At 65.0% G+C, this 20547-nt stretch carries 18 protein-coding genes; 7 read left to right on the top strand and 11 right to left on the bottom strand.

Features of this window, described 5'->3' with window-relative positions; genetic code table 11:
* The 4 genes from U5A89_RS05315 to U5A89_RS05300 form a co-directional block, all read right to left on the bottom strand.
* Positions 1–1541 (bottom strand): carboxylesterase/lipase family protein (locus tag U5A89_RS05315; RefSeq protein WP_338160119.1); only part of this gene is annotated, 1541 nt, incomplete at its 3' end.
* A complete protein-coding gene (locus U5A89_RS05310) occupies positions 1541–2545 on the bottom strand; it encodes an alpha/beta hydrolase (protein ID WP_338160118.1) in 1005 nt (334 codons plus the stop codon). The genes U5A89_RS05315 and U5A89_RS05310, both read right to left, overlap by 1 nt.
* Before the next feature lie 114 nt (positions 2546–2659).
* Entirely contained in the window at positions 2660–3316 is a 657-nt protein-coding gene (locus U5A89_RS05305; RefSeq protein WP_338160117.1) for a TetR/AcrR family transcriptional regulator, read from the bottom strand.
* Positions 3317–3406: 90 nt separating this feature from the next.
* Positions 3407–4279, bottom strand: coding sequence for a Rossmann-like and DUF2520 domain-containing protein (locus tag U5A89_RS05300; protein WP_338160116.1), 873 nt, complete (start codon positions 4277–4279; stop codon positions 3407–3409).
* Between the two features lie 94 nt (positions 4280–4373).
* On the opposite strand from U5A89_RS05300, the gene U5A89_RS05295 reads away from it, so the two are divergent.
* Positions 4374–5012, top strand: a complete 639-nt coding sequence (locus tag U5A89_RS05295) for a hypothetical protein (RefSeq protein ID WP_338160115.1) — start codon at positions 4374–4376, stop codon at positions 5010–5012.
* 21 nt (positions 5013–5033) lie between these two features.
* Here the strand turns inward: U5A89_RS05295 and U5A89_RS05290 are convergent, their stop codons facing one another.
* From U5A89_RS05290 to alr, 3 genes are read right to left on the bottom strand one after another with little or no spacing between them, the layout of a single operon-like run.
* Positions 5034–5378, bottom strand: coding sequence for a RidA family protein (locus U5A89_RS05290; protein WP_338160114.1), 345 nt, complete (start codon positions 5376–5378; stop codon positions 5034–5036).
* An 18-nt stretch (positions 5379–5396) separates the two neighbouring features.
* A complete protein-coding gene (locus tag U5A89_RS05285) occupies positions 5397–6653 on the bottom strand; it encodes a D-amino acid dehydrogenase (protein ID WP_338160113.1) in 1257 nt (418 codons plus the stop codon).
* Positions 6650–7765, bottom strand: coding sequence for an alanine racemase (gene alr, locus U5A89_RS05280; protein WP_338160112.1), 1116 nt, complete (start codon positions 7763–7765; stop codon positions 6650–6652). The genes U5A89_RS05285 and alr overlap by 4 nt, the downstream gene beginning before the upstream one ends.
* Before the next feature lie 120 nt (positions 7766–7885).
* On the opposite strand from alr, the gene U5A89_RS05275 reads away from it, so the two are divergent.
* From U5A89_RS05275 to U5A89_RS05260, 4 genes are all read left to right on the top strand, one after another.
* A complete protein-coding gene (locus tag U5A89_RS05275) occupies positions 7886–8350 on the top strand; it encodes an Lrp/AsnC family transcriptional regulator (protein ID WP_338160111.1) in 465 nt (154 codons plus the stop codon).
* Positions 8351–8469: 119 nt separating this feature from the next.
* Positions 8470–9381, top strand: coding sequence for a sulfate adenylyltransferase subunit CysD (gene cysD, locus U5A89_RS05270; protein WP_338160110.1), 912 nt, complete (start codon positions 8470–8472; stop codon positions 9379–9381).
* A gap of 122 nt (positions 9382–9503) precedes the next feature.
* Positions 9504–11417: a sulfate adenylyltransferase subunit CysN gene (gene cysN, locus U5A89_RS05265; protein ID WP_338160109.1), complete on the top strand. Its 1914-nt coding sequence runs from the start codon at positions 9504–9506 to the stop codon at positions 11415–11417.
* Positions 11414–12151 (top strand): 3'(2'),5'-bisphosphate nucleotidase CysQ, encoded by a 738-nt coding sequence (locus U5A89_RS05260; protein WP_338160108.1) that lies wholly within the window; start codon positions 11414–11416, stop codon positions 12149–12151. The genes cysN and U5A89_RS05260 overlap by 4 nt, the downstream gene beginning before the upstream one ends.
* Before the next feature lie 2 nt (positions 12152–12153).
* On the opposite strand, the gene U5A89_RS05255 is transcribed toward U5A89_RS05260, so the two are convergent.
* On the bottom strand, positions 12154–13038 hold the full coding sequence (locus U5A89_RS05255; RefSeq protein WP_338160107.1) for a LysR family transcriptional regulator: 885 nt from the start codon (positions 13036–13038) through the stop codon (positions 12154–12156).
* Between the two features lie 99 nt (positions 13039–13137).
* Here U5A89_RS05255 and U5A89_RS05250 point away from each other — a divergent pair, with 99 nt between their 5' ends.
* On the top strand, positions 13138–14637 hold the full coding sequence (locus U5A89_RS05250; protein ID WP_338160106.1) for a CoA-acylating methylmalonate-semialdehyde dehydrogenase: 1500 nt from the start codon (positions 13138–13140) through the stop codon (positions 14635–14637).
* 90 nt (positions 14638–14727) lie between these two features.
* Positions 14728–16626, top strand: a complete 1899-nt coding sequence (locus U5A89_RS05245) for a bifunctional sugar phosphate isomerase/epimerase/4-hydroxyphenylpyruvate dioxygenase family protein (protein WP_338160105.1) — start codon at positions 14728–14730, stop codon at positions 16624–16626.
* A gap of 213 nt (positions 16627–16839) precedes the next feature.
* Here U5A89_RS05245 and U5A89_RS05240 read toward each other — a convergent pair whose 3' ends face one another.
* From U5A89_RS05240 to U5A89_RS05230, 3 genes are read right to left on the bottom strand one after another with little or no spacing between them, the layout of a single operon-like run.
* Entirely contained in the window at positions 16840–18144 is a 1305-nt protein-coding gene (locus U5A89_RS05240) for a carbohydrate porin (protein WP_338160104.1), read from the bottom strand.
* Positions 18141–19037, bottom strand: a complete 897-nt coding sequence (locus tag U5A89_RS05235) for a shikimate dehydrogenase (RefSeq protein ID WP_338160103.1) — start codon at positions 19035–19037, stop codon at positions 18141–18143. Before U5A89_RS05235 ends, U5A89_RS05240 begins: the two co-directional genes overlap by 4 nt.
* 25 nt (positions 19038–19062) lie before the next feature.
* Positions 19063–20415 carry an MFS transporter gene (locus U5A89_RS05230; protein WP_338160102.1) on the bottom strand — a complete coding sequence of 451 codons (1353 nt, stop codon included), beginning with the start codon at positions 20413–20415 and terminating at the stop codon, positions 19063–19065.
* Between the last annotated feature and the right edge of the window lie 132 nt (positions 20416–20547).

The raw sequence follows: 20547 nt of genomic DNA, 5'->3' as shown, positions 1-20547 counted from the left end.
GGCCAGTCGGCGAAGTGCGGCCATGCGGTGACGGTGCGTGTCTCGCCCAGTTGCAGCAGCATCGGCTTGGCGCGGGTAAATGCGGGCCAGTTGGAACCGGGATTGCCGGTGCGGGCGAAGGCGACCAGCCCGTCCATCATCTCGCTCGACAGGCGTTGGTCTACCGCGGTCCAATCACGGGTGACTCGGAAGCGGTTGAGGCTGTCGAGCGTGCCCAGCCAATAGGGGATGTCGGCCGAATGATAGGCGCCTACGGTCGCGGGATCATGATCGGCAAAGGTTATACCGGGTCGATAGGGATGGACGCGGGTGAAGAAATAGGCGTGAACCGACGCCTTGCCCGTCGCCGACTGGCCGAGCGACCATTGCGCCATTTGCGCGCCCAGCGTGGAGTCGCGTTCGATGTCGCGCGCCTGCCGTTGCGCCTGCTCCACCGTGCTGGCGGGATAGTGTTTCAGGATTGTGGTGGCGGTGGCTGGGAAGGTACGTCGGACGGCTGCGTCATAGTCCGCAACGCTGGCGATCGGGCCGAGCGAGCGGAAACTTTCGTCGCGAGTGAAGCCCAATAGCAGCGGCACGTCATTCTGGCGTCCGGCGGCAAAGGCGCTGGCGGGGGTTTCTGCCACGACATCGCCGTCGATCACGATCGACCGGCGGCGTACCGGTGCGGCGAGCGCGATCAGCTTGTCGGCGGGCAGATCGCGCATCTGGTCGATCGATTGCGCGCCCAAGGCCGTTTGCAGCGCCAGTCCTTCGGCTTCGCCTTCCTTGAGCGGAATGGGCGTGGCGATGCCGCCGAATGCGCCGCCGCTCATGCCGACGGCGCGCTGGAACAGGCCGCGGGCGGCCGGGCTGGCTTGCAATAGCGATACCGACATCGATCCGGCCGACTGGCCCGCGATCGTCACCTGGCCGGGATTACCGCCGAACCCGGCGATGTTCGCCTTGATCCATTGGAGCGCGGCAATTTGGTCCTTCAGGCCGTAATTGCCTGATTTACCGCTATTTTCAGCGCTCAAAGCCGGGTGGGCGAGGAAGCCGAGCGAGCCGACGCGATAGGCGATGGCGACATAGACGACGCCCTTTGCCGCCAGCGCATCGCCCGCATAATTGGCCATGGAGGCCGAACCGATGTTGAAGCCGCCGCCATAAATCCAGGCGACGACCGGATAGCCGTCTTTCGGCGCCGGGCCGGGCGGTGCCCAGATGTTGAGGTAGAGGCAATCCTCACTGGTCGCCTCTTCGCCGAAATAATGGTTGATGTTGCGCGCGCGCAGCGGCTGGATGCATTCCGGAGCGAAGCGATCCGCGTTCCAGACGCCGTCCCACCGCGCGCGGGGTTGCGGATCGCGCCAGCGCATGTCACGCACCGGCGGCGCGGCGAAGGGAACGCCGAGCCAGGCACGCACGCCGGACGCAAGCGTTTTGCCCGCGACAAGGCCGCCTTGGGTGCGCACCAGATCGCCAGCGGGCTTTTCCACGATCTGGGCGGTGGCCGGTGCGGCGCACGCCAGCCCCAGCGCCAACAACAGCGCGCGCATCAGCGCTTGCCCTTTAGCTGGGTGTCGAAGAAGCGGAAGGTCAGGTCGAGCGCGCGCAGCGAGGCGGTGCGGGTGGCGGCCGCGTCCTGACCGATCCAGCTATGGCCGACGCCAGGAATGATCTCCAAGGTGACGGGTACGCCGGTTGTCTTCAGCTTGTCGGCCAGTTGTCGCGACTGGTCGGCGGGTACGACCTTGTCCTCCGTGCCGTGGATCAGCAGCATCGGCGGGTCTTTGGCATCGACATGGGCGGCGGGGCTGGCGGCGGCAATGCGATCGGCCGGGCAGTTGGGCTTTTTGCAATCGAGATAGGCGTTTTCCGCCCCTGCGATCGCTTGCGGCATGGTGGCGAAATCATAGACGCCGTACCAGCCCACGGCGGCCTGGACGCAATCGCTTTGGGCGGGATTGCTCTTGTCCTGACCGGACGGCGCAGCGCCGCATTGGAGCGCGGCAAGGGCGGCGAGTTGCCCGCCCGCCGAGCCGCCCCAGGCAGCGACATGGGCTGTATCCACGCCAAAGCGCCCGGCATTGGCGCGCAGGAAGCGGATGGCGGTGCGGACATCGTCGATCGCGGCGGGGAACGGCGCTTCCTTCGAGAGGCGATATTCGAGCGAGGCGACGACATAGCCGCGCGCCGACAGATCGGCGAGGACGGCGGGGAAGTCGCTGAACGCGCCCGACTGGCGGGTATGGCCGTTCGCCCAGCCGCCGCCGTGGATATAGATAACCAGCGGCAATGGCGCGGTCGCTTTGGCCGGGCGGTAGAGGTCGAGGGTGATCGGCCGATAGCCCGATATGGTCGAATAAGGAATGTCGGCATTGACCGTCACGCCATTGGCGAGAGTCAGGAGGCGATCGGGCAGCGGATCGCCCAGTGCGGGTTCGGGCGCGGTGGCGGGGGATGGCGGCTGTGAGGGGGTTTGTGCCTGGGCGCTATGGACCGCCGGGGCGCTCACCGCCAGCGTCGCCAGAGCCATGGACAGCATCACGGGCTTGCGCATTTTCCTCTCCGCTTCTCATTTTGTGCGAACTATTTCGTACATTGATAGCAGCGGGAAACATTATGGCAAGGCCGATGACGGGATGATCCTTATCTACCAATGATGACGGAGCGATCAGCGGCGGCACCAGCTTTCGATGATGTCGATCACATTGCCGCGGCGGCGCGCCAGTACCTTCGGCGCGGTCACGTCGCGTTCGAAGCCGTAGGACACGGTGTAGCGGTTCGAGACATTGTAGAAGCAGAGCGCGCTGATCGTCATATGCAGTTCCAGCGGGTCGATGCCTTCGCGGAAATGGTCGCTGTCCACGCCGCGCGAGAGGATATTGCGCAACTGCTCCACCACCTTGCGGTTGCGTTCACGAATGCCGGGGATTTCGCCAATATGCGCGCCGCGCAGGATATTTTCGTTCATGACCAGCCGGACGAATTCGGGATGCTGGTGATGATAGTCGAAGGTCGCGCCGACCACGTCGCGCAGGGCGGCGTCGGGGGCCAGGTCGCTGCGCGTATTGTCGGCATCGATTTCGCGCACCGCGGTGTAGGCGCGTTCCAGGACCGCGCGGTACAGCCCTTCCTTGCTGCCGAAATAATAATAGATCATCCGCTTGGATGCGTCGGTGCGTTCGGCGATCTCATCGATGCGCGCACCGCTCAGACCCTTGTCGGCGAACTCCAGCGTGGCGATGTTCAGGATATTGAGGCGGGTTTCCTCCGCCTCGCTCCCCCGCCCGCTCGCCTTGCCCTGCATCGTCGTCGGCGATTTGGCCACCCATCTATCCTTTTTTGCGATCGACATGGCATAGCTTGGCAGCGGCGCGTCCTTCAAGAGAGGATGCACGCTGTCGGACCGGCCCGATGATCAGGCCAGATCCTGCCTGAGTTCGGTAGAGGTCTGTTGGCCCGATCGTTCCAGTGCGTCGAGCGTGGCGGTCGCCATGGCGCGATAGGGTTGCAGCAGCTGCGGGCAATCGGCCGAGAGGGCGGCCAGATGGTTGCGGATGGTGTCGCCGTCGCCCCGGATGAGCGGGCCGGACAAGGCCGCCATGCCCCGATCCAGGCTGTTGTTTAGCGCAGCGTGCACCAGCGGGCCGAGCAAGGCGGGTGGATTGGCCACCCCTGCCGCCGCCAGCGCATCGCACGCGCCTGCGATCAGCGTCACCAGATGATTGGCCGCGTGGCACAGGGCGGCGTGATAGAGCGGGCGCTGTGCCTCCGCCACCTCCTCCGCCACGCCGCCGAGCAGCGCGACGAAGGCGTGAGCGGCGGCGATCGCGGGAGGAGTTGGGGCGGTGATGACGAAGGGCGCGCCGACCATGCGGGCGACTTCCTGCGTGGCGTCGCCGGTGAAGGTCATGGCGGGATGCACCGCCGCCGTCAGCGCGCCGCGTTGCGCCAACGGCGCGAGGATCGTCGCGCCGCTGCGGCCGCTCACATGGAGGATGAGGGGAGCGGCATCATCGGGCAAAAGGGTGGCGAGGTCCGTCGCCATGGCGGCGATGACGTCATCCGACACCGCGATCAGGATCAGGTCACAGGTTGCGGCGAGGGTCGCCAGGTCAGGGGTGGCGCTGCTGTGGGCGACGGTCGCAACCAGTGCCTCCCGCCTAACAGGATCGCGTCCCCACACCAGCAGCGGAGCGGCCGAATGGCGGTACAGCGCGTACGCCATGGCGCTGGCGACACGGCCGGCGCCGATGATGCCGATCCGGCAATAGAGAGGGGGGCTGTCCATGGCGGAGGCTTAACCGGTCGCTTTCCCAAGTGCCAGCATGGCATTAACGACATCCCGTAACCGATGGGCATGATTATGGGGTTAGGCAGGCTTCATGCGCACCATCCTTTTTGCCGCCGCAGCGATCGCCATCAGCCCTGCCTGCGCCATGGCGGCCGACGTGCCGCTGTCCCCCATGGGTCTGCCGTTCAAGCCCGGCGCGCCCAAGGCGGTTGCGCCGGACCATCCGCTCTATCACCGCATCGCACTCGATCCCGTGGCCGACATGCCGGGCGTGGTTGGCGCATCCGCCACCGCCGGGATCATGGGCGCGGCCAAGCGGTCGAGCTTCGAAAAGGCGCTGCGCGAAACACTGGATAAACTGAACCTGCTCGCGCCAAACGAGACGCAGGCGAAGGTGCGGCTGTCCCCTCGCTGGATCGGAATGGATGCGCCGTTCAAAATCTCCTTTTCCAGCGAAGCGACCGTTCGCATGGGATGGCGCCTGACCCGCATCGACAATGGCCAGCGCATTTTCGACCAGGAGATCGCGACGTCGGCCAAGTCAAAAGGCGGCAGTGGCAGCGAGCGCGCGACCGGCGTCGGTCGGGTCGCGCTGATGACAAATATCGCATCGGCCATGCGCTGCATCGATCTGGCCGCCTATGGCCAGGCGCCGCAGGATTGTGCTCTGACGCCGGACTTCACCTACAAAGCGCCGACCTACCACTTCATGTTCGTCCCGGCGCGATAGGGCGGGCCGCATGACGCAGGATCAGGCGCGCGCGGCGGTGATGATAATTTCCACCTTATAGTCGGGCGTCGCCAGCTTCGCTTCGCCGGTCGCGCGGGTGGGGGCGGCGACGTCGGCGATCCAGGCGTCCCATACCGCGTTCATTTCCGCGAAGTCGGCCATGTCCGCCAGCCAGATGGTGGCGCGCAGGATATGCGCCTTGCTGCTGCCTGCCAGGCCGAGCAGGCGTTCGATTTCATCGAGCGCGAATTGGGTCTGGGCCGTGACGCTGTCGCCTTCGCCCACCTGGCCCGACAGATAGACGGTGTCGCCATGGACGATGGCTTCGCTCATGCGCGGGCCGGTTTCGATGCGGGTGATGGTCATGGTCATTCTCCTGAAAGATCAGCGCCGATAGCGCGCCAGTGCGAGATCGGCGGTTTCGATAGCGGGTTCATGGCCGCCGATGATGTCGGCGATGACCTGGCCCGACCCGCAGGCCATGGTCCAGCCCAGCGTGCCGTGCCCGGTGTTGAGGAACAGATTGTCGATACCGGTCGCGCCCACGATCGGGGTCGAATCCGGCGTCATGGGGCGAAGGCCGCTCCAGAAGGTCGCGCGGGACAGGTCGCCCGCGCCAGGGAACAGCGTGCCGACGCTATGGTCCAGCGTGTCGCGCCGTGCCTGTGGCAGGTCGTTGGTATAGCCCGACAGTTCGGCCATGCCGCCGACGCGGATGCGGTCGCCCAGGCGCGTGATCGCCACCTTGTAGCTTTCATCGAGCAGGGTCGAAACCGGCGCTACGTCCGCCTGTACGATCGGCACCGTGATGGAATAGCCCTTTACCGGATAGACCGGCAGGCGCAGGCCCAGGGGAGCCAGAAGAAGCGGCGAGAAGCTGCCCATTGCGACCAGATAGGCGTCGCCGCTGACCGGGCCTTGGTCGGTGACGACATGGGTGATGCGGCCTTTTTCGGTCGCCAGCTGCCGGATCGTCCGGCCCATCAGGAACTGTACGCCCTGCCCCTTCGCCATGGCCGCCAGCGCGTTGGTGAATTTGAAACAGTCTCCGGTTTCGTCATTGGGCAGGCGCAAGCCGCCTGCGATCGGCGCGGCGCTGGCGGCAAGGCCCGGTTCGGCGGCGAGGCATCCGGCGCGGTCCAGCACTTCGAAAGGCACATTGTCGGCGCGCAGCACATCGACATCCTTGGCGATGCCATCGAGCTGCTTTTGTTCGCGGAACAGCTGGAGCGTGCCTTGGCTGCGTTCGTCATAGCGGATGCCGGTCGCCGCGCGCAGGGCGATCAGCCGGTCGCGGCTATATTCGGCGAGGCGCACCATGCGGCTTTTGTTGATGCGGTAATCAGCCGCGTTGCAATTGCCCAGCATCGCCACCAGCCAGCGCAGCATCGCCATGTCGACAGCCGGGCGCAGGATGAGCGGCGCATGTTGCATGAACAGCCAGCGTAGCGCCTTGGCCGGAATGCCGGGTGCTGCCCAGGGCGAGGCGTAGCCTGGCGAGATTTCCCCGGCATTGGCGAAGCTGGTTTCCTGTGCCACGCCCGCCTGGCGATCCACCACGACGACTTCATGTCCGGCCTGAGCCAGATACCAGGCGGAGGTGACGCCGATGACGCCGCTGCCCAAGATGACGATCTTCATTGCGGAGCGTTCCTGTTGTCGACGGGCAGATAAAGGCGATCGTAACGATGGCCGAGGCGGGTCAATATTTCGTAGCTGATCGTGTCCGCCTGCGCCGCGACATCGTCGATCGTCTGGTGCGGGCCGATCAGTTCGACCGGCGCGCCGGGATAGAGCAGGTGATCGGGCACGTCCGTGACGTCGAGCGCCATGCTGTCCATCGACACCCGGCCGACGATCGGCACATGGACGCCGCCGATATAGGCGCTGCCGCGATTGCTGAGGTGACGCGGCCAGCCATCGGCATAGCCGACCGAGACAGTCGCGATATGCGATGTCCGTTCGCAGCGATGGGTGAGGCCATAGCCCACGCCTGCCCCCGCCGGGACGGTGCGCAATTGCACGATATAGGCGTCCAGCGTGATTACGGCGCGCATTGGGTTGGGCGCGTCATGCGGGGCGCCGCCATAGAGGGCGATTCCGGCGCGGACGACATCGCCATGCTGCACGTCGGGCGTCATCGCGCCACCCGAATTGTCTAGCGAGCGGGGGACGCCGGGAAATTGGCGCGCGATCGCGTCGAAGGCCCGGCGCTGATGCTGGTTGACATCGTCGAACGGATGATCCGCGCAGGCGAGATGGCTCATGACCAGGTGCAGGTCGATGCCGTCGAGCCGGTGCGGCTGGTCGCGCAGGATCGCCAGTTCGTCAGGCGTGAGGCCCAGGCGCGACATGCCGGTGTCGACCTGGATGACGGCGGGGAGCGAGCGACCCTGCAGATGGGACAGGGCGGCCCAGGCGTCGATCTGCGCCAGGGCATTGAGAACGGGTATGGCGCCCAGCGCCGCGCAGGCGGCTTCGGTGCCCGGTGGCAAACCGTTCAGGATATAGAGCGGAGTGTCCGTCGGCAGATGCGGCTTGAGCGCTGTAGCCTCGCACAGATGCGCCACGAAGAAGTGACGGCAGCCCGCGGCGAGCAGCGCGCGGGATATGGCGATAGCGCCCAGGCCATAGGCATCCGCCTTCACCACGCCCGCCACCGCGGCCGGAGCGACCCGACGCGCGATCAACTGATAATTGGCCACCAGCGCGCCCAGATCGATGCGCAAGGTTGCCGCTGTCCCATCCTGCATCGCCGTCCCCTTCCGATTGGACCATAATGTATCACGGTTCTTCGAATATGCTTCCAAATTACAGGACATTTAGCCGGAAATACGGCACAGAAGACGGAATATTCCAAGGGAATCGCAAATATGGGCAGCAGTATCGATCAGATGGACCGTGCGATCCTGCGCCTGCTCAAACTCAATGCCCGGCGCTCCAACGCGGAGATCGCGGCGGAGGTCGGCCTGTCCCCGTCCGCCTGCCATCGGCGTATCCGGCAGTTGGAGGCAAGCGGTTCTATTCGCGGTTATACCATGGTCGCGGGCGGGCGCGACGAAACCGCGGTCGTCAATGTGCTGGTGCAAGTGACGCTGGATCGGCAGACCGAGGATTTTCTGGCCCGCTTCGAACATGCGGTGCGCCAATGCCCGGAAATTCGCGAATGTTTCCTGATGACCGGTGCGGTCGATTATTGGTTGCGGGTGGAGGCGGATAGCGTCGACGCTTATGAACGCATCCATAGCGAAATATTGTCGCGCATGCCGGGCGTCACCCGCATCAATTCCAGCATCGCCATGCGTGACGCGCTGCGTCCCCGACGTGGCAAGGGGTGATGCCCCAGGTTTAGGCGGCCAAACTTATCCTCGCGTTGCGGGGATATTCGCCCTCCCATATGGGAGGTTCTCAGATCATCGTGTGCTGCCATTGCCGGGACAGACGATTGCGAGGACATATGGTGGACGCGAAGACCCTGACCCATTTGGAGCGACTGGAGGCCGAGAGCATCCACATATTGCGCGAGGTGGTAGCCGAAGCCGAAAAGCCGGTGATGCTCTATAGCGTCGGCAAGGACAGCGCGGTGATGCTGCATCTGGCGCGCAAGGCTTTCTACCCTTCGCCCCCGCCCTTCCCGCTGCTGCATGTCGATACGACCTGGAAATTCCAGGAGATGTACAAGCTGCGCGATCGTATGGCGCAGGAAAGCGGCATGGAATTGCTGGTCTATCAGAACCCCGAAGCGGCCGAGCGCGGCATCAACCCGTTCGACCATGGCGCGCTGCATACCGACATGTGGAAGACCGAAGGTTTGAAGCAGGCGCTCAATCTCTATGGCTTCGACGCGGCCTTTGGCGGTGCGCGGCGCGATGAGGAAAAGAGCCGGGCGAAGGAGCGCATCTTCTCCTTCCGCACTGCTTCGCATGGCTGGGATCCCAAGAACCAGCGGCCCGAATTATGGAACCTCTACAACGCCCGCAAGAATAAGGGCGAGAGCATCCGCATCTTTCCGATCAGCAATTGGACCGAACTGGATATCTGGCAATATATCCATCTGAACGACGTGCCGATCGTGCCGCTCTATTTCGCGGACACTCGCCCGACGGTGGAGCGCGACGGCATGTTGCTGATGGTCGATGACGATCGCTTCCCGTTGCAGCCCGGCGAAGAGCCAGTGATGCGGTCGATCCGCTTCCGCACGCTGGGTTGCTATCCGCTGACCGGCGCGGTCGAAAGCACGGCCAAGACGCTGCCGGAAGTGATCCAGGAAACGCTGTTGACGACCACGTCGGAACGGCAGGGCCGCGCAATCGACAAGGATGCCGGTGGCGCGGGCATGGAGAAGAAGAAGCAGGAGGGTTATTTTTGACGCGCCACGGAATGCGCAGCGTTCCGAAGCGTCAACCCCAGCACAGGCTGGGGTTCCCGACCGCCTGACTCTCCCCAAGATCAACGAGATCCCAGCCTTCGCTGGGATGACGAGGTAGCGACATGACCGACACTATCGCCGACCCCATCTACAAGACCGACGCCCTGATTGCAGAGGATATCGACCAGTATCTCAAGGTCCATGAGCATAAGACGATGCTGCGCTTCATCACCTGCGGGTCGGTGGATGACGGCAAGTCGACGCTGATCGGGCGGTTGCTCTACGACAGCAAGATGATCTTCGAGGATCAACTGGCCGCGCTGGAGGCGGACAGCAAGAAGGTCGGCACGCAGGGGCAGGAGATCGACTTCGCCCTGCTGGTCGATGGTCTGGCCGCCGAGCGCGAACAGGGCATCACGATCGACGTCGCCTATCGCTTCTTCGCCACCGAAAAGCGCAAGTTCATCGTCGCCGACACCCCCGGCCACGAACAATATACGCGCAATATGGTGACCGGCGCATCGACCGCCGACCTGGCCGTCATCCTCATCGATGCGCGCAAGGGTATCCTGACGCAAACCCGCCGCCACAGCTATCTCGCCCACCTGATCGGCATCCGCAACATCGTGCTGGCGGTGAACAAGATGGACCTGGTCGGCTATGACCAGGTGGTGTTCGACGGCATCGTCAAGGATTATGCCGAGTTCGCCCGCTCGATCGGCATCACGGCCTTTACGCCGATGCCGATTTCCGGGTTCAAGGGCGACAATATCACTGGTCCCAGCGCGAACACGCCCTGGTATAAGGGACCAGCGCTGATCGAGCATCTGGAAACGGTGGAGGTCAACAGCGCGGCGGATGCGGACAAGCCGTTCCGCATGGCGGTGCAGTGGGTCAATCGCCCCAATCTCGACTTCCGCGGCTTTTCCGGCCAGATTGCGACCGGATCGGTCAAGCCCGGCGATGCCATCCGCGTACTGCCATCGGGCAAGACCAGTACGATCACGCGGATCGTGACGCTGGACGGCGACCTGGATCAGGCCGTTGCTGGGCAGTCGGTGACGCTCTGCTTTGCGGATGAGGTCGATTGTTCGCGCGGTAACGTGATCGCCGCGTCCGACAATCCGCCCCAGGCCGCCGACCAGTTCGAAGCGACGATTGTGTGGATGGCGGACGAGGAGATGTTGCCGGGCCGGTCCTACTGGCTCAAGCTGGGCACGCAGACGGTGACTGCGACGGTGCAGCAGCCCAAATATCAGGTCAACGTCAATACGATGGAGCATCTGGCGGCCAAGACGCTGGAGTTGAACGCCATCGGTGTCGCCAACCTGTCGACCGACAAGCAGGTGGTGTTCGAACCCTATGCGGCGAACCGGACGCTGGGCGGCTTCATCCTGATCGACAAGATCACCAACGCCACCGTGGCGGCGGGGATGTTGCACTTCAGCCTGCGCCGCGCGCAGAACGTCCATTGGCAATCGACCGACATCAGCCGCGATTTCCATGCGGGCCTGAAGAACCAGAAGCCGGTCGTGCTGTGGTTCACCGGGCTGTCGGGGGCAGGCAAATCGACCATCGCCAATCTGGTGGAAAAGAAGCTGGCGCGGATGAACCGCCATACCTTCCTGCTGGACGGCGACAATGTCCGCCATGGGCTGAACAAGGATCTGGGCTTCACCGATGCCGACCGGGTGGAAAATATCCGCCGCGTGGGCGAGGTAGCGAAGCTGATGACCGACGCAGGGTTGATCGTTATCACCGCCTTCATCTCCCCCTTCCGCGCGGAGCGGGACATGGTGCGCAGCATGATGCAGCCCGGCGAGTTTATCGAGGTGCATATCGATACGACGCTGGCCGATGCCGAGGCGCGCGACGTGAAGGGTCTGTATAAGAAGGCGCGATCGGGGCAGCTCAAGAACTTCACCGGGATCGACAGCCCCTATGAAGCGCCTGAAGATCCGGAAATCCATGTGGATACGTCGGTCATGACCGCCGAGGAAGCGGCCGAGGCCATCGTCGCGCGGCTCATTCCATGAGCGCGGCGCTGTCCGACGCCGCGCTGGCGGCGCATCTGGCCGACATAGCGGGTCGCCTGCTGCTGGACGTGCGGGCTTCGGGCTTGTTCACGGCCAAGGCGCTGGGCAAGGCGGGCGACCAGACCGCCAACCAGTTTCTATGCCATGCGCTGCGCGAACAGCGGCCCGAGGATGGGCTGTTGTCCGAAGAGGAAAAGGACAATGCCGATCGTCTGGCCAAGAGCCGGGTGTGGATCGTCGATCCGGTCGATGGCACCCGCGAATATGGCGAAGAGCGCGGCGATTGGGCCGTACATGTCGGGCTGGCGATCGACGGACAACCGGTCATCGGCGCGGTCGCCTTGCCGGGCATGGATGGCGGCCGGGTGCTGCGATCGGATCAGCCCGTCGCCCTGCCGCCTGCGCCAGACAAGCTGCGCATGGTGGTCAGCCGCACGCGCCCTGCCGCCGAAGCGGTGGCAGTCTCGGAGAAGTTGAACGCCGAACTGGTGCCGATGGGATCGGCCGGGGCCAAGGCGATGGCGATCATCCTGGGGCAGGCCGACATCTATCTCCATTCGGGCGGCCAATATGAATGGGACAGCATGGCGCCGGTCGCCGTCGCGCTGGCCCATGGCCTGCATTGTTCGCGGATCGACGGTTCGCCGTTGGTCTATAATCAGCGCGACGTTTATCTGCCCGACCTGCTGATCTGCCGACAGGAGCATGCCGCGACGGTGTTGAATTTGATCTGAGGTCAGAGGCGATCGTGCATCGATCGCATGACGTCGTCCAGGAAATCGACCACGGCCCGAACCCGCGGCAATCCTTCCATATCCGCGTGCATCACCAGCCAGTAGCTGCGGCGCACTTCCATCTCGGTCGGCAATATCTGGACCAGGCGATCGTCCTGTGCGGAGGCGAAGACGTGGAGCATGCCCATGCCCATGCCTGCCGCCACAGCTTCATGCTGGGCCGCGCTGGAACTGGCGCGGAAGCGGACGTGGGCGCTGGGCAATAGCTCATCGAGTGCGATCATTTCAGGGAAGCCGGCCAGATCCTCGATATAGGATATGAAGCCATGGCGGGCGAGGTCGGCGCGGGTCGCTGGCGCCCCTTCCCGCTCCAGATAGGCCCGCGAGGCGTAGAGGGCGATGCGATAATCGACCAGCTTGCGGGTGACCAGCCGCCCCCTTGGCGGGGGATTAAGCATGACCGCGATATCCGCCTCGCGCTTGGACAGGCTGGCGGCCCGGCTTTCCGACGCGAGTTCCAGCGTCAGGCGCGGGTGGCGGGCGCGTAACGCCGCGACATGGGGGGCGACCAGATGCGCGGCGCAGGCCTCCGGCGTTGCCAGGCGCACCATGCCTTCGATGTCGCGATCGCGGCCTTCCACGCTGCTGATCGCCGCCAGCAATTCGCTTTCGATCCGTTCGGCATGGCCGACAAGCGCGAAGGCGGCGGGTGTCGGCATCACGCCGCGGGGCGATCGGTCGAACAGGCGCGCGCCCAGCGTGCGCTCCATCGCGTTCATGCGGCGCGCGACCGTGCTATGGTCCACGCCGATGCGACGGGCGGCCGCCAGCATATTGCCTTCGCGCATGACGGCCAGGAACAGGCGCAGTTCGTCGGAATTCAGCATGGGCAAATCTGCACAACCATTGTGTTCATGCCCCTGTATATCCGCCAAGCCGACGGGTCTATAGCGGTGCCATAGCATTGCCAGGAGAGGACCAGAGACATGCGTTCCATCAGCCATTTCATCCATGGGAAAAGCGTATCCTTTCCCGGCGCGCGCCTGTCCGACGTGCTGGACCCGTCGACCGGCACCGTGCAGGCGCAGGTCGAACTCGCCACCCCGTTGCAATTGCAGCAGGCGATGGATTCCGCTTTGTCGGCGCAGCCAGACTGGGCCGCCACCAACCCGCAGCGGCGCGCGCGGGTGATGTTCCGCTATCGCGAACTGATCGAAGCCAATCTGGACGAACTGGCCCGTATGCTGTCGTCCGAACATGGCAAGGTGATCGCCGACGCGAAGGGCGATATCCAGCGCGGGCTGGAAGTCGTGGAGTTCGCCTGCGGTATCCCGCATCTGTTGAAGGGCGACTATACCGAAGGCGCCGGGCCGGGCATCGATGTCTATTCGGTGCGCCAGCCGCTGGGCATCGTGGCGGGCATCACGCCGTTCAACTTCCCCGCGATGATCCCGCTATGGATGAGCGCGATGGCGATCGCGTGCGGCAACGCCTTCATCCTCAAGCCATCCGAACGTGATCCGTCGGTGCCGGTGCGGCTGGCCGAACTGGCGCTGGAGGCGGGCCTGCCCGAGGGCATCCTGAACGTGGTGCATGGCGACAAGGAGATTGTGGACGCGATCCTGGATCATCCCGATATCAAGGCGGTCAGTTTTGTGGGATCGTCCGACATCGCCAACTATGTCTATCAGCGCGCCGCCGCCAACGGCAAGCGGGCGCAATGCATGGGCGGGGCGAAGAATCATGGCATCATCCTGCCCGACGCGGACATGGACCAGGCGGTCGCCGATATCGTCGGCGCCGCCTATGGGTCGGCGGGCGAACGCTGCATGGCTTTGCCGGTGGTGACGCCGGTGGGTGAAGCGACGGCCGAGATTTTCCGCACCAAGCTGATCGCCGCGATCGAGACGCTGCGGCCCGGCATTCCGAGCGATCCCGACGCGCAATATGGTCCGCTCGTCACCGGGCAGCATAAGGCGCGGGTGGAAAGCTATATCCAGATGGCGGCGGACGAAGGCGCGGAGATCGTGGTCGATGGACGCGGCTTCCAGTTGCAGGGTTATGAGGATGGCTTCTACCTGGCGCCCACGCTGATCGACCGGGTCACGCCGGACATGAAAAGCTATCAGGACGAGATTTTCGGGCCGGTGTTGCAGATATTGCGGGCCGAGACGTTCGAGCAGGCGCTGAGCTATCCGAGCAAGCATCAATATGGCAATGGCGTCGCGATCTTCACCCGCAATGGTGATTATGCCCGCAAGTTCGCGGCGCAGGTGGAAGTCGGCATGGTCGGCATCAACGTGCCGATCCCGGTGCCGGTGGCCTATCACAGCTTTGGCGGGTGGAAGCGGTCGGGCTTTGGCGATCTCGACCAATATGGCGAGGATGGCGTGCGTTTCTATACCCGCAACAAGAAGATCACCCAGCGCTGGCCGACCGGCGGCGCGGTGGTGGACCAGAGCTTCGTCATTCCGACGATGAAATAACTATAACCCCAAGCTATGCCCCGGTGAGGCGGGGCGGATTGCGGGTTTGGGCGGATGCGCGACAATGGCGGCCTTAGCCAAGGAGCCGCCATGTCCCCCGCCCGCCCCCGCAACGCTATCGCCACCGTATCCCTGCGCGGGACGCTGAAGGAGAAATTGCAGGCCGCCGCTGCCGCCGGATTTGCCGGGGTGGAGATTTTCGAGAATGACCTGATCGGTTCGGCCCTGGCTCCACGGGACGTGCGGGCGATGCTGGACGATCTGGGGCTGGCCTGTATGCTCTATCAGCCGTTCCGCGATTTCGAGGGGATGCCGGACGGTCTGCGCCAGCGCGCGTTCGACCGGGCGCAGGCCAAGTTCGACCTGATGGACGAACTGGGCGCAGATCGTATCCTCTTCTGTTCGAACTGCCATCCCGCCGCGCTGGGCGATCGGCAGCGCATCGTGGATGATTTCCGCGCGCTGGGCGATATTGCCGGGGAGCGCGACATTATCGTTGGCTATGAGGCGCTGGCCTGGGGACGGCATGTGAGCGACCATCGCGATGCCTGGGCAATCGTGGAGGCGGTCGATCATCCGAACATCGGCATGATCCTCGACAGTTTCCATTCGCTGTCGCGGCGGATACCGAGCGAGAGCATCTGGGCGATACCGGGTGACAAGATCGCCTTCGTCCAGCTGGCCGATGCACCGTTGCTGGACATGGACCTGCTCTATTGGAGCCGCCATTTCCGCAACCTGCCGGGCCAGGGCGGGTTGGACGTGGCGGGGTTCGTGGCGGCAATATTGCGGACCGGCTATGACGGGCCGCTGAGCCTGGAAATTTTCAACGACCGCTTCCGGTCCAATGCCGCGCGGCTGGTGGCGGAGGATGGTCATCGCTCGCTCGACTATGTGCGCGATGCTGCGCAGCGGCTGATCGGCCAGCCGACCGCCATGCCTGCGCCGCAACCGGCGCTCGGCTGCGCATTCGTGGAGTTCACCGCCGATGGTGGCGATGCGGCGCGGTTGGGCGACAGTTTTGCGGCGATGGGTTTCGCGCGCGTCGGCGAACATCGGCACAAGAAGGTGACGCGCTGGCGGCAGGGCGGCGTTAACCTGATCGTCAATGCAGAAGCGAAGGGTTTCGCCAGCGCGTATCGCGCGGCGCAGGGGACGGCGATTTGCGCGATCGGGGTGCGGGTGCGCGACAAGGCGGCGGTGCTGGCGCGCGCGGCCGCTTTGGGCATCAAGGCATACAGCCCGGAAGGGCGGCCGGGGCGGATGGCGATGCCAGCGCTGCGTGGGGTTGGCGGCAGCCTGGTCTATCTGATCAATGCCGACGAGGTCGAAGGATTGTGGGCGCGCGAGTTCAGGCCGGTGGACGGAGCGGATGACGCGGTCGGCGCGGATACGCGGGGCATCGATCATCTGGCGGCCGTGGTCCATAATGACGAGTTCCTGTCCTGGCAGCTTTACTGGCGCGCGCTGTTCGGGCTGGAGGCGCGGGCGGCGCAGGATGTGATCGACCCGTCGGGGCTGGTGCATAGCCAGGCGCTGCAATCGGGCGACGGCGCGTTTCGGGTGACGATCAATGCGTCGGATGCGCGGGAGACATTGTCGTCCCGCTTCCTGGACCATGGCTTTGGCGGGGGATATCAGCATGTCGCGCTGACCACCGACGACATCTTCGCGACGGCGCAGGCGTTGCGGGACGGCGGCGCGGCGATGCTGGCGATCCCGGCCAACTATTATGCCGACCTGGGCGCGCGGTTCGGCCTGGACCCGGCGGTGGTGGCGCGTATGGCGGACCTTGGCATATTATATGACGAGGATGGCGAGGGGGCGGGTTTCTGGCAGCTCTATAGCCGGGCGTTCGACAAGCTGTTCTTCTTCGAATTCGTGCAGCGGGCCGATGGCTATGGCGGCTATGGCGCGCCCAATGCCGGGGTGCGGCTGGCGGCGCAGAACAGGTTTCGGCCGGAGGCGACGCCCGCCGCGATCCTGTAGGAGAATGGCGCTTAACTTCGCACATTTCCCGCCAATTGCGACATTTAAGAACAGATGTTGGAAATTATAGGCTTGCCCATATCCGTTCGCTTCGAGCGAAGTCGAGAAGCGGCCAGCGCGGTGCACGGGTTTCTCGACTTCGCTCGAAACGAACGGCGGTGGGTAGCATATATCGGTTCGTGTAGGACAGCGCACCGCCCTGCCCGGCCCTGCTTACAGGATGAGCTTGATCGTCGCGCCCGCGACCAGGGCGTCGGGATAACGATCGGTCGCGCCGACGCGGTGGATATATTGGAGATTGGGGCGCAGCAGCAGCGTGCGGGTCGCCTGCCAGCCGTAGAAGATTTCGCCGCTGACCTCATGCGTCTGGACCGCGACGTCCTGCCCCAGCGCCGCCTGATCGCGCTCGCGGTCGGTGATGCGCGGGTTGACGCGGGCATAGACGAGGCCGAGACCGAAATTGTCGCGCGGTCGGCTGTCGCTGAAGCCGCGTGCGACGAAGCCGCCGCTGACGAAGGTGGAGACGCGCGCGGTGTGCCTATCCGACACAGTGAGCGTGCCGAAGAGGCTGAGGCCGCGATCGCCCGGGCCGAAGCGGACGATCATCTGTTCCGCCATGGCCCAGGCGCTCCACCGTTCCTGCCGCATGGCGGGCGCGAGGCCGGATAGCGCGTAGCTGTCGCCGTTGATGTCGTCGCGTACGTCGGCGCGGTCGGTCGTGTCGATCAGGCCGCCGATACGGATCATACCGGGCAGGCCGCCGGGTTTCTGGCCCGTCTTCAGGCCCAGTTCCACCGGGACCACGAAACTGTCGAAGCGCGGGGCGAGTTTCCACCCTGCCCCGGTCTGGGCGCGCAAGGCGTTCACTTCGAAACCGGCGAGCGTGACAGTCAGGTTGGGGGCGATCTCCTGCCGTACGCGCAAACCCCAGCGCGGGATGGGGAAGCCCGAAAAACCGCTATTGTAGAAGAGCGTGGTCGGGCGCGGGCAGAAGGCGAAATTCTGGAACTGGCAGCCGCTGGGCAAGGTCGCGAAATCGTCCCCCGTATGGTAGAGGCCGAATTTCAGCGCGGTCCTGCCGCCATTGAGCTTCTGTTCGTAGCTGAGTTCCGCCGGGCGCAGATCCTGCCCGCCGCCGAACAATTCCTGCACTTCGAACAAATTACCGAGTCGGGTCGCGGTCAGATCCTGGCCTTTGCGGTGGATGATGGTGGCGATGATCTTGCCCCCATTGAGGCCGAACGCCTTGCCGGTGTCGATCGCGGCGGAGGCGAGCAATTGCTGGGTGTAAGCCGCGCCGCCTTCACGCCCGCCGGTGATGGAGGCGGCGCTTTCGGACACGTAGGAGAAGGTGAGATCGACGCCCTTGTCGCGCAATTGAGCGCGCCAACCGGGCTTTGATGGAGACGCTGGCGGTGGTGGCGTTTGCGGACCGGCGGGCGGCCCCTGCAATTGCGCGGCTTTGGCGAGGACGACGGGCGGCGGCACGATGATGGCGGGGGGCGTGTCGGCAATCATGCCGCGGCGCTCCGGTCGCTGGCAGCGGCAAAGGCGCGCAGCATGCGTACCGTGTCAGGCTGCGTCCCGGTGAACAGGGCGAAGGCATGGGCAGCCTGCATCACCGCCATGCCGCCGCCGTTCAATGTGGTGCAGCCTTTGGCGGCGGCGGCTTTGAGCAGCTGCGTGTCGAGCGGGAAATAGATGATGTCGGACACCCATTGCGCGGGCGTCAGCAAGGCGGGGTCGAAGGGCAGGCCGGGATGGCTGAGCATGCCGATCGGCGAACATTGGACGATGCCGTCCGCGCCGGGGATCGCCTGAACGGCGGACGGGGCGGTGGTCACTTGCGCGTCGGGGAAGAGCGCACCGAGGCGCGCGGCGAGCGCCGCCGATCGTTCCGGCGCGGGATCGACGATCATCAGGCTGCGTGCGCCGAGGTCAAGATGGGCATAGCCGACCGCCGCCGCCGCGCCGCCCGCGCCGATCAGCGCGACCTTCGCGCGCGGATGATCGCCCAGCCCCGTCAGGAAATGGGCGCGATAGCCGGACCAGTCGCTATTGTCGCCATGGCGTCGGCCGTCACGGAACAGAATGGTGTTGACCGCACCCAGGGCTTTGGCGGCGTCCGACAAGCTATCGAGCAAGGGCATCACCGCCTGTTTGAACGGATGGGTGACGTTGATCCCGTCGAACCCCATGGCCCCCAACATGTCGAGCAGGCGCGGCAGGCCGTCCGCGTCATAGCCCATCACTTCCCCATCGAGGATGCGATAGACCATGGGGATGCCGAGCGCGCGGGCTTCGCCTTCGTGCATGTCCGGGCTGCGCGATCCGGCGATGCCGCTGCCGATCAGGCCGCAGAGAATGGGCGCGCGGGATGAACCCGCTTTGGCGGGGGCGTTGATAGGCATGGCAATGATCCTTGGGAGAAGCGGGTCAGGCGGCCTTGGGCAGGCGGATCAGCGAGGCGCAGACGCCCGCCAGCACTACCGGCACCGCGAAGATGCCGAAGATCACCGGAAGCGACACTTTGGCCGCCAGCAGGAAGCCGCCCAGCATCGGGCCGATCACCGCGCCGATGCGGCCGACGCCCATGGCCCAACCGATGCCGGTGCCGCGCGCTTCGGGGGGATAGAGGCTCGCGGCGAGCGGGTAGCAGCCGTTGAAGCCGCCCTGCACGAAGACGCCGATCAGGAAAGCGGTGCCCAGCGTCGCGGCGAGCGGCATGGCGACCGAGCCGAAAATGGTGAGCGCAGCGGCGGCCAGCACCATATAGACCAGGATCAGGCGGCGCAGGTCGAAGCGCATGGCGACCAAGCCGATGGACGAGGTGCCGATGAAGGCGCCGACATTGTAGATCGCGCCGGCATAGATGGCGTCCTTGGCAGGCAGGCCCGCTTCGACCGCCAATTTGGGAATCCAGCTGATCACGAAATAGAGCGTCATGAAGGCGAAGGTGATGGCGAGCCAGAGCAGGATGGTGCTGGCGGCGCGCCCTTCGGTCAGCAGGCCGCGCACGCCGGCGTGGCGGGTTTCGCTGACGTCCTGCGGCGGAAGCGCGTCGAGTTGCGGCTGGCCGATCGAGGCGAGCAGGCGGTTGGCCTTTTGCAGCGCGCCCTTGGGCTGGCGGGTCAGGAGGAAGGCGATGGATTCGGGCAGGACCAGCCAGACAATCGGGATGGCGATGGCGCAGAGCGCCGCGGCGGCGAGCAGCATCGCCTGCCAGCCATGATTGGGCAGATGGCTGGCGACGACGAATCCGGTCAGGGTCGCGCCGACGGGATAGCCCGCCTGCAGGAAGCCCACGGCAAAGGTGCGATGCCTGTCGGGCGCATATTCGGCGGTCAGCGCGGCCATGCTGGCCAGCACCGTGCCGATGCCGATGCCCACGACAAAGCGGCTGGCGATCAATTGGGGGATGGAGGTGGCGACGCCCGACGCGAACATTGCGGCGGCCATCATCACCAGCGAGGCGAGGATCAGCTTGCGGCGGCCGAACCGGTCGGCCAGCGGGGCGATCAGCAGGCCGCCTGCCGCCATGCCAGCAAGGCCAGCGCTGAAGACGACGCCCAGGCTTTCCGGGCTGACCTGCCAGTCGCTCGACAAGGCGGGCGCGATATAGGAGAGGATCAGCACGTCCATGCCGTCGAGCATGTTGAGGATGAAGCAGGTGGCGACGACGAGGATTTGCCGCGCGGTCCAGCCGCCATCGGAAGGCGTGGCCGCCGCATCGTCCACGGTCACATAGGGACGGACCGACACGGTGCCGCTGGCGGAATAGCTGGCCATCGAAGAAACGCCTTTCATCCTCTCGCGGGGCTAACCCATGCCCCATAGCTCTTACCAACCCGGTGCCATCTTTGGTTCTATTCTGCGGGTTTTGCTATCATGTGGCGATCAATCCTTGCGTGCCAGCGCTCC

It is taken from the genome of Sphingobium sp. HWE2-09 (assembly GCF_035989265.1).
GTDB lineage: Bacteria > Pseudomonadota > Alphaproteobacteria > Sphingomonadales > Sphingomonadaceae > Sphingobium.
Note: the sequence above shows the minus strand (reverse complement) of the source record. Positions and strands in the feature narration are given on the sequence as shown.